The 9,642-nt window shown below is 66.1% G+C and carries 6 protein-coding genes and 1 pseudogene; 2 read left to right on the forward strand and 5 right to left on the reverse strand.

What is annotated here, in order from left to right; genetic code table 11:
• Positions 1 to 3: 3 nt before the first annotated feature.
• Together LT948_RS31030 and gbcA are read right to left on the reverse strand one after the other, a co-directional pair.
• A complete protein-coding gene (locus LT948_RS31030) occupies positions 4 to 564 on the reverse strand; it encodes an HdeD family acid-resistance protein (protein WP_003096765.1) in 561 nt (186 codons plus the stop codon).
• 284 nt (positions 565 to 848) lie between these two features.
• A complete protein-coding gene (gene gbcA / locus LT948_RS31035; protein ID WP_003096766.1) occupies positions 849 to 2,138 on the reverse strand; it encodes a glycine-betaine demethylase subunit GbcA in 1,290 nt (429 codons plus the stop codon).
• A 424-nt stretch (positions 2,139 to 2,562) separates the two neighbouring features.
• On the opposite strand from gbcA, the gene gbcB reads away from it, so the two are divergent.
• Positions 2,563 to 3,663, forward strand: coding sequence for a glycine-betaine demethylase subunit GbcB (gene gbcB / locus LT948_RS31040; protein WP_003096769.1), 1,101 nt, complete (start codon positions 2,563 to 2,565; stop codon positions 3,661 to 3,663).
• On the opposite strand, the gene LT948_RS31045 is transcribed toward gbcB, so the two are convergent.
• From LT948_RS31045 to LT948_RS31055, 3 genes are all read right to left on the reverse strand, one after another.
• Positions 3,657 to 6,086 carry a hypothetical protein gene (locus LT948_RS31045; protein ID WP_033996087.1) on the reverse strand — a complete coding sequence of 810 codons (2,430 nt, stop codon included), beginning with the start codon at positions 6,084 to 6,086 and terminating at the stop codon, positions 3,657 to 3,659. The genes gbcB and LT948_RS31045 overlap by 7 nt on opposite strands.
• Positions 6,087 to 7,501: 1,415 nt before the next feature.
• Positions 7,502 to 8,542 (reverse strand): threonine aldolase family protein, encoded by a 1,041-nt coding sequence (locus LT948_RS31050; protein WP_003096773.1) that lies wholly within the window; start codon positions 8,540 to 8,542, stop codon positions 7,502 to 7,504.
• 83 nt (positions 8,543 to 8,625) lie between these two features.
• Positions 8,626 to 9,267: a hypothetical protein gene (locus LT948_RS31055; RefSeq protein ID WP_033996088.1), complete on the reverse strand. Its 642-nt coding sequence runs from the start codon at positions 9,265 to 9,267 to the stop codon at positions 8,626 to 8,628.
• A gap of 215 nt (positions 9,268 to 9,482) precedes the next feature.
• Here LT948_RS31055 and glyA point away from each other — a divergent pair.
• Positions 9,483 to 9,642 (forward strand): annotated as a pseudogene (glyA, locus tag LT948_RS31060) (serine hydroxymethyltransferase); the annotation flags it as partial.

Genomic DNA, 9,642 nt, shown 5'->3' on the forward strand with positions numbered 1-9,642 from the left:
GCCTCAGGCCTTCAGGGTCGAAGTCTTGCGCAGGCGCAGCGCGAGCATGACCAGCAGCACGCCGAAGAACACCGCGTAGGCGCCGATCACCCAGACCACCGCCAGCGCCCCGGCGCCGGGGTTGGCGATCATCAGCACGCCGAACAGCACCGAGATGGCGCCAGAGAGGATCATCCACCACTCGTTCTGGATCGACTTGCGCAGGCGGATCGCCGCGACGATCTGGAAGATGCCCATCGCCAGCGCCCAGCCGGCGATGATCAGGAGCAGGCCGATGGCGGTCAGTTGCGGCCAGAAGAACGCAACCAGGCCGGCCGCCACGCCGATCACCCCGACCAGCGCCAGCGGCCAGTTGAACTGTCCGTCGCTGCGCATGTTGAACGCGGCGATCAGGGCGAACGCCCCGTCCACCAGCGCGTAGGCGCCCCAGAACAGCACCAGCACGGTCAGCGCCAGGGCCGGCGAGAGCAGGGTCAGGACGCCGAACACCAGCGCCGCCACGCCGCGCAGGGCCACCAGTTTCCAGTGCTTGCCCAGTTCGGCCCACAGGGGATTGTTTTCCACGCTTGCCTCCAGAGGCCGCCCTTGAGCGGCCCGTTCAGGTTGAGTCCTCCCACCTTAGTCCTTTTGCCGGGAGGCTGTCAGGGGGCGGAAGCGGGAGGCGAGGCGAGGCGTGGCGAGCGCGCGGGCTCAGGGCCGGGACTTCTCCGGCGGCCGCTGGCGGCGCCAGCAGGCGAACAGGTTCCAGGCCAGCAGCAGGCTGACGAAAGCGGAACTGACGTAGAACAGCAGGTTGTCCATGACCTTTCCTCCGCAGCGGCGCCCCGCCAGGGGGCGCCTCGTCCGGCTTAGCTGCCGGCCACCTTGCGCACGTGGGCGGACTCCTCGCCGAGGTTGTTCAGCATGCGCTCGCTGTACCAGTCGAGGAAATTGATCACGCCGAACTCGTAGGTCTTCGAGTATGGACCAGGCTGGTAGGCGTCGGAGTTGATCCCGCGCTGGTTCTCCTCGGCCAGCCGGCGATCCTGGTCGTTGGTCGCGTCCCATACCTCGCGCAGGCGCGCCACGTCGTAGTCGACGCCTTCCACCGCGTCCTTGTGCACCAGCCATTTGGTGGTGACCAGGGTTTCCTGGGCGCTGATCGGCCACACGGTGAAGACGATCAGGTGGTCGCCCATGCAGTGGTTCCAGGAGTGCGGCAGGTGCAGGATGCGCATCGAGCCGAGGTCGGGGTTCTTGATCCGGCCCATGAGCTTCTTGCTGCCCTGCTTGCCGTCCATGGTCATCGACACGGTGCCGTCCAGCAGCGGCATGCGCACGATGCGATTGCGCAGGCCGAAGCTGGCGTGGGCGTACGGGATCTTCTCGGCGTCCCAGGCGCTGGTGCAGGCCGCCACCTGGTCCTTGAACGCCTGGCTGGCGCGCGGGTCGGTGACGTCGTCCCACTCCAGCAGGGTCTTCAGCAGTTCCGGGTGGGAGCCGTTGCAGTGGTAGCACTCGCGGTTGTTCTCGATCACCAGCTTCCAGTTGGCGGCTTCGCGGATGGTGGTCTGCACCGCCACCTTGGCGTTCTCCATGTCGTACGGCTCCATGTAGTGCTCGAGCGTCGCCAGGAAGTCGTCGATGGCCGGCGGGTTCTCCGCCAGGCTGATGAAGATGTAGCCGCCGGCGGTCTTCACCTGGATCGGCTTCAGGCCGTACTCCTTCATGTCGAAGTCGGCGCCCATCTCGGTGCCGGCGAACAGCAGGCGGCCATCCAGCTCGTAGGTCCACTGGTGGTAGGGGCAGACCAGCTTGGCCACCTTGCCCTTCTCGCTCACGCACAGGCGCGAGCCGCGGTGCCGGCAGACATTGTGGAAGGCATGCACCTGGCCTTCGGCGCCACGAATCACCAGGACCGGGTTCTTGCCGATCTGCAGGGTGAGGAAATTGCCCTTGGCGGGAATCTCGCAGGTCATGCCGGCGATCAGCCATTCCTTGTGGAAGATCTCCTGCATGTCGATCTCGAACAGGCGCTGGTCGCAGTAGAAGGGCTGCGGCAGCGAGAAGCTGTGGTCGCGGCTGCGCAGCATGTCGGCGGTGGCCTTGCGGGCCGGTTCCAGGGGATCGCCGAGACTCAGGGTGGAAGTGACGTCCATCGGTAACTCCTCATGCCGCCCCCGCGCGGGTGGCGGCGGAAAAAGTGGCTGATACGGTTGCTACGCAAGGTGGCGTTCACAGCCTTCCTCATCCCGGCGCGGCGTCCAGAATCCCGCCCTGCCGATGGACGGGCCCCGCCGTGGCGGGAATGAAGGTCAGTCGCTCTACACGTCCGGGCTCTACCCTCCCGGGGTTCATGCAAACCCTCGTCTCGGCTGGTCTGGAGTGTGGGCCCGCGCCCGCCGCCGACCTTATCCATGGGCGACATGACCGCATCCGTTTCCGACGCTCCGGGCCGCGCCCCAGCAGGCAGGTCGCGATAAGCATGTAAATGTCGCTGGCAGGTAAATGAGCGGCCACGGCGATGCGCACAATCCGCCCCATCAGGCCATCGTTCGGCCCCGTGCGCGCGGAGAGATCATCATGTCGAGCAACTTCCTCAATCCGGTCACCACCCAGACCTGGGCCAACGGCCGGCACCTCGTGCGCTGCGTCAAGGTCATCCAGGAAACCTGGGACGTGCGCACCTTCTGCTTCATGGCCGACCAGCCGATCCTGTTCTTCTTCAAGCCGGGCCAGTTCGTCACCCTGGAGCTGGAGATCGACGGCGAGCCGGTGATGCGCTCCTACACCATCTCCAGCTCGCCCTCGGTGCCCTACAGTTTCTCCATCACCATCAAGCGGGTGCCGGGCGGGCGGGTTTCCAACTGGCTGCACGACAACCTCAAGGAAGGCCAGGAGCTACCGGTGCACGGTCCGGTCGGCCTGTTCAACGCTATCGACTTCCCGGCCGACAAGGTGCTGTTCCTCTCCGGCGGGGTCGGCATCACCCCGGTGATGTCCATGGCTCGCTGGTTCTTCGACACCAACGCCAACGTCGACATGGTCTTCGTCCACAGCGCCCGTTCGCCGAAGGACATCATCTACCACCGCGAGCTGGAGCACATGGCCTCGCGGATCGACAACTTCAGCCTGCACATCATCTGCGAGCGCCACGGCCTCGGCGAAGCCTGGGCCGGCTACCGTGGCTACCTGAACCTGCGCATGCTGGAACTGATCGCCCCGGACTTCCTCGAGCGGGAAATCTTCTGCTGCGGCCCGACGCCCTATATGAGCGCGGTGAAGCACCTGCTGCAGGGCCACGGCTACGACATGAGCCGCTACCACGAGGAAGCCTTCGGGCCGACTCCGCCGGAGGTCCGCGCCGACGTCAGGGAACTGGCCGCGGAAGCCGCCGAGGCGCCGGAGGTACCGGTCGCCGACCAGCACCAGGTGGAATTCACCGCCACCGGCAAGAGCATCCGCGTCAGCCCCGGGGAAACCGTGCACGCCGCCGCCGCCAAGCTCGGCCTGCACATTCCGAAGGCCTGCGGGATGGGCATCTGCGGCACCTGCAAGGTAATGAAGACCGCCGGCGAGGTGGAGATGGAGCACAACGGCGGGATCACCGACGAGGATGTCGCCGAAGGCTACATCCTCTCCTGCTGCAGCGTGCCCAAGGGCGACGTGGTCATCGACTACTGAGGACGCGAGGGAAACGCCAGGCGCTCCCAGTAGCGCCGCCGCGGCAGCTCCTCGGCCGGCAGCCAGCGTCCGACGCAGGCCTGTAGCGACTCGGCGGGAGCCTTCAGCAGCGAGTCCAGGGCCAGCACGTAGCGCCCCGTCCCCGCGCAGCGGAAGCACAGGTCGTCGTCGAAGCTGTCGAAGCACGGGTACTCGCCGAGGTCGTCGCGGTAGCGACGCAACGTCCGCTCTTGCACGTCGAGCAGCAGCAGGCGCCACTGGTCCCGCTCCAGCTCGCTTTCCTCGTAGCGCTGGACGTGCCGGGTCAGCGCCAGGTAGCGACCGTCCGCCGACCAGATCATTGGCGCCGCCAGGTTGCCCAAGCCGATGCCCGACGCGGTCAGCAGGTAGCCGTCGCGGCTGAACCCGGCGCGCACGTCCTCGTCGCGGTGCATGCCCTCGTAGTGGAAACCGAAGCCCCAGGCGGCGTCCTTCGCGCCCACCGACGGCAAGACGAAGTTGCCGTCGCTCCAGGGCCGCGGCGGTGCGTCCAGCCAGCGCGACGCGGGGCACAGCCGCCAGGCCGTGCCATCGAACGCCACCCGCGCCTGCTCGTAGTAATGCCGCCAGTCGTCGTGGAAGCGGCCGAATGCGTGCCAGGCGCCGGGCTCGGGCAAGCCTTCGTCGAAGCGGCGCAACAGGCCGGGGTCGCCTTCGCCCGGCCCGCCCGGCGGCTGGTAGGCGTTGCGGCCGAGCAGGTGGAGCAGATGCACCTGGCCATCGATGAAACCTTGCAGGTGTAGATCGGCCAGCGGCTCGGCGAGCCACTCCAGACGCCGCTCCCGGCTATCGAGTATGGCCAGGCGCTGTGGCAGGGTCGGCGCCTCGGCGAAGGCCACCAGGGCCAGGTAGCGACCGCAATCGGACACGCGGTGGTCGAGCGTCCACTCGCCATCCAGGCGCCAGTCGCCCAGGCGCAAGGCATAGGCGCCGCGCTCCGCCTCCTGATCGTCGCGCAACCACTCCCAGACGGCCCGGCTGCCATCGGCCAGCGGTGCGCTCTGCAACAGGCATCCCGGCCTGCCGGCCGCGCCATCCAGGGGCAGCAACAGGTCCAGGCGCGGCATGTCGGCCTCGCGCCAGCGCGGCCGGTCGTCCGCATCGCGAGCGTGCAGAAGGTAGAGGCTGGAATGGCTGTACGAACCCAGCGTGCCGTAGCGTTCGTAGGTCAGGCAGGGTTGCGCCAGGTCCAGGCCAAAACGCAGCCAGCCATCCTCCAGCCCGAGCAGTTCGGGCCCGCCGGCATGGGGCTCGGCGGGCAACGCCGACCACGGCGCGCCCAGCGCACGCAGGCCGCCACCCTCTCGCCAAAGCCAGTAGGTATCCTGCCCCAGGGGCTCGCCTGCTGCCTGCAGCGCCAGCGCCCGGCCGTCATCGTTCCAAGCCAATGGCGGCGCTTCCCGCGACAGGTAGAGGCCGCTGGCCTCGCCGTTTATCCACAGCTCGCCGCGGTTGGCGCGCAGCGGCGCGAAAGGATCGTCCAGGGCCAGCAGGCTGGCCGGCAGCCAGGGGCGGATTTCCAGCGCGGGCCCGCCAAGCGGGGACGGTAGCGGTTGCGCGCGCAGATCCCCGCTCCAGCGCTGCCATTCGCTTTCGGGCAGCCAGAGGTCACCGATGGCAACGAAGGCCTCGGCCTCGCTGCCGGCCTTGAGCGCCTGCAGCTCGAGGCGCTGCGGTGCGTTGGACGTCAGCGGGCTGTGCCGGCCGATCACCTCGCGCTCGGTGACGCTATCCAGCTCCCAGAAGTTGTCCACGGCACAGCGGTAAAGCAACCGCTCCTGCCGGTCGAAGATCGCCAGGCCCCACGCGCCTCGGCTCGGTATCGGCGAAACGAAGTGGCGGCCATCGCTGGAAAAGCGTGCCGAAGGATTGCAGTCGGGGATGAAGCAACCGTCGGGCATCAGGTAGTGGCATACCAGCGGGCCGCCCATGGCGATCTCGCCGCCGTCGAACAGGCGGATCGGCTCGCCCTCGGGGGTTCGCTCGGGCGCTTCGCCGCCCCAGGCGCTACCTCCCGCCGGCAGCGGTACGTCCAGCGCCTGCGGAGCCTGGCGCTCCAGGCGCAGGCCACGCTCGAAACGGATCTGCAGCAGCACGCCGCCGATCACCGCCAGCAAGCCACCGCCCAGTCCCAGCCAGAAGCCCGGCAGTGCCTGGCCCAGGGCGATGCCGCCACCCAGAACCCAGAAGAACAGCGCCTGTTGCAGGCGATACGGCACCTTGCCGCGCCAACGATCCATGGCCCACTCGGCGCCCAGCAGCAGCGCCCAACCCAGCGCTACCAGCGGCAACGGCAGGAGGACGCCAAGGGCCACCAGCACGGCGATCCAGGCGATCTCGCCGAGGCCTTCGAGCAACAAGCGGCCGAGCGGCTTGTCTGACATCCGATCATCCATGATCCATCCCACTTTCCTGGCAAAAGCCAAGGGTAATCAAGGCTCCGGCCAACCACCAGAGCCATCGCGCAGCTCTGTCCTTCTCATACTTGAAAACACCAGGGCGCCAAGGTTGTCCACATTCGGACTGGAATTCCATACAGGTGTCTTCTCGCCACCTTGGCGTTCTCGACGATCGGTTGTAAGCATTTGAAGTTAAAGGTAAAAACGACAATTTCAGGTTGGTTTCAGGCTCCAGGAACAAAGCCCTTGCCGATCTCTGGAGAGGCCTTTCGAGGGTAGGTTGATCACAGACTTATCCACAGACCGTGTGGTCCATGAGACCCCCTGATACCCCGCGGGTCAACGATCGCTATACCGACGATGTCCACTCGCCCTAGCGCATGGGCTCCGCCAGCACATCCGGCTACCCTCCGGGTGAATCGCGCTTCTCCTCCGCTCGCGCTAGGCGCAGTCTCCTGCTCATTTAACGATCAATCCGCCAGAGACCCCGCCGTCCGGCCGCCCCAAGCGTGAGCGAACAATTTTTCCACAGGGCTTTACACTCCCCTTGGGGAAAACCAGAAAAATATTCACAGGATGAAGAAAAAACCTGGCCTATTCTGGCTCTTCATCCCTTCCCGCCCGGCCTGACCATTTATTGACCAACTCCATGCAGGCCTTACCTTATAAGGCTTACAGAACTATCCATACAGGTTGTCCACAAGGCTTTCCAGGCCTTTTGTGAGCAACCCTGCGTTTGTGCACATGCCCCCTAAAGCAAGCCGGCAGCCTGTTGACAGAAAATCCGCTCAATTCTTGACCAATAGCCTGAAAGGCGCGGGCCCTCTGGCTCCCAGCATTCTATAAACAGGCTCTGCACACTGACCTCAACAGGAATTGGGGGAAATTCCCGGCGGCGGCCGCAACCGCTGTTCCAGCGCCATCGGAGCGGGAGAATTTTGTCTTTTTCCTCAAGCCGTTACGTCCGCGCAGGGGGTTTGCGGCATTTGCCCCCACTTCGCTCCTTGCTTTTCTATCCACAGGCCTGTCTGGGTCCCGCAGGGACAATGCCCGTCACCGTTTCGTCAGCGCTTTTCACCTGAACCTTCATCGTCCTTTCACAAACGGCTGTTTTCGCTCAAAAACCGACCAACCTCCGAAGAGCCCGGCAGGGCACCGCGCGGAAGCGACTGCGAACACGTTATTCACATTCGACTCCACAGTGTTTGTGGATTGGCCAGGTTCTCCTGCCATGGGAGTGGAACCGCGTGGATAAAGGCTTTCAACACCCCCGGCGGAGATAGGGAGGGTGTTGCCGGGGGCACTTTTGCATAGCTCCCGAACAGTTAGCCCACAGAGTTATCCACAGGAGATGAGGAAAGAGCGGCCGCCCCGGTTCATGGAGGCGGCCGAGAGTGGACTCAGGCGCCCATCACCAGGCGGATGTCCCGCGCCAGTTCGCGGACCCGCTCGATATCGGTATCCCAGGAACACATGAAACGCGCGCCACCTTCACCGATGAAGGTGTAGAAGCGCCAGCCGCGCGCGCGCAAGGCTTCGATCGCCGGCTCGGAAAGCTGCAGGAACACGCCGTTGGCTTCTACCGGGAACATCAGGCTGACGCCGGGAACGTCGGCCACCAGTTCGGCCAGCAGGCGCGCGCAGCGGTTGGCGTGATCGGCGTAGCGCAGCCAGGCATCGTCCTGCAGTACGCCGACCCAGGGCGCGGCGAGGAAGCGCATCTTCGAGGCCAGTTGGCCGGCCTGCTTGCAGCGGTAGTCGAAGTCCTCCGCCAGGTCGCGGTTGAAGAACAGGATCGCCTCGCCCACCGCCATGCCGTTCTTGGTGCCGCCGAAGCAGAGCACGTCGACCCCGGCCTTCCAGCTCAGCTCCGCCGGCGAGCAGCCGAGGAAGGCGCAGGCGTTGGAGAAGCGCGCGCCGTCCATGTGCAGGTGCAGGCCGAGTTCCTTGCAGGTGGCGCTGATCGCCTTCAACTCGTCCGGGCGGTACACCGTGCCGACCTCGGTGGCCTGGGTGAGAGTCACCACGCGCGGCTTCGGATAGTGGATATCCTGGCGCTTGAGAGCGATGTCGCGGATCGACGCCGGGGTCAGCTTGCCGACCTCGGTCTGCGCCAGCAGCAGCTTGGAGCCGTTGGAGAAGAACTCCGGCGCGCCGCACTCGTCGGTCTCGACGTGGGCGGTCTCCGAGCAGATCACGCTGTGGTAGCTCTGGCACAGCGCGGCCAGGGCCAGGGAGTTGGCGGCGGTGCCGTTGAAGGCGAAGAACACTTCGCAATCGGTCTCGAACAACTGGCGGAAGTAGTCCGAAGCGCGCGCGGTCCACTGGTCGTCGCCATAGGCGCGCTCGTGGCCGCGGTTGGCTTCGGCCATCGCCGCCCAGGCTTCGGGGCAGATACCGGAATAGTTGTCGCTGGCGAACTGTTGGGTGTTATCGGTCATGTGGGCCTCGGATGGAACGGTTGCCGAGCCCTCGTGGGGCTCCGTGCGGTCGCGCCGGTACGGGTAGGTGCCGGCACAGTCTGTCAGGGTAGCTTGGTCAGCTTCATCTGCTCGACGAACGGCACCAGCACCTGGCGCATCGCCGTGGCGCTGCCGCCATTGGGCATGTCGCGGGTGCTGAGGGTCAGTACGTAGCGGTTCTTGATCACTCCGCTGAGGGTCGAGACGCCCTCCTCGCCCTTGGCCGGGACCATCACCCCCAACGGGTCGCCCATTCGCGTGGTATCGATCAGCGGCAGGTAGTCCTCGCCGCCGAAGCGCTCGGCGGTGCCGTTCTTCAGGGCGGTCTCGCGGGTCTTGTGGAGCAGGGTCAGGTTGGTCTGGGTCATCTCGCGCAGCTTGTCCTGCGCCGCCCGATAGGCCACCGCGTCGCCCTCGGTCGGCGGCGCCGGCAGGCCGGTGTCGGTGAGGACGATCTCCAGGCGCTTGCTGCCGTCGGCGGCGCCGAAGACCACGGTGGCATCGTTGTAGCCGCACTGGCGGGAGAGGAAGTCGTAGCCGAACAGTGGCTTGCCGGCCGGCGGCAAGGCCACTTCGAGTTCATGGCCGGTGCAGGAATCGGCCGGCAGCGCAGGCGCGGCGGCCTGCTTTTCATCGCCGCCCCCGCACCCTTGCAGGGATGCGCCGAGCAGCACGGCGGAAAGGAAGATCAGCGGGTGTTTCATGGTGTTCTCGCAAGACGAAGAGCACGCAGTTTAGCGCCAGCCCGGGGCGTTCCGCATCGGTTGCCGAATCCCACCGCCATGTCGCAAACGCACCTCCCCGTGGCGTGCATAGGCATCTGGGCCGGCAGGGCCGGTCATACCATCGCTGGCAAAGGGACCGCGTGTCCCGTTGCAGCCATTCCGGCGCGGTTCCGGCGCCGCAGGGAGACCCAGCGATGTTCAGCAAGCATGACCAGATCCGCGGCTACGACGACGAACTGCTCGCCGCGATGGACGCCGAAGAGGCCCGCCAGGAAGACCATCTCGAACTGATCGCCTCGGAGAACTACACCAGCAAGCGGGTCATGCAGGCGCAGGGCAGCGGCCTGACCAACA

The sequence above is a fragment of the Pseudomonas sp. CP-1 genome, from assembly GCF_021213715.1.
GTDB lineage: Bacteria > Pseudomonadota > Gammaproteobacteria > Pseudomonadales > Pseudomonadaceae > Pseudomonas > Pseudomonas aeruginosa.

Excerpts from the sequence above, each read along its gene's own strand:
- gbcA (WP_003096766.1), bottom strand. The coding sequence starts at position 2,138 with ATGGACGTCACTTCCACCCTGAGTCTCGGCGATCCCCTGGAACCGGCC.
- gbcB (WP_003096769.1), top strand. The coding sequence starts at position 2,563 with ATGTCGAGCAACTTCCTCAATCCGGTCACCACCCAGACCTGGGCCAAC.
- LT948_RS31045 (WP_033996087.1), bottom strand. The coding sequence starts at position 6,086 with ATGTCAGACAAGCCGCTCGGCCGCTTGTTGCTCGAAGGCCTCGGCGAG.
- LT948_RS31050 (WP_003096773.1), bottom strand. The coding sequence starts at position 8,542 with ATGACCGATAACACCCAACAGTTCGCCAGCGACAACTATTCCGGTATC.
- LT948_RS31055 (WP_033996088.1), bottom strand. The coding sequence starts at position 9,267 with ATGAAACACCCGCTGATCTTCCTTTCCGCCGTGCTGCTCGGCGCATCC.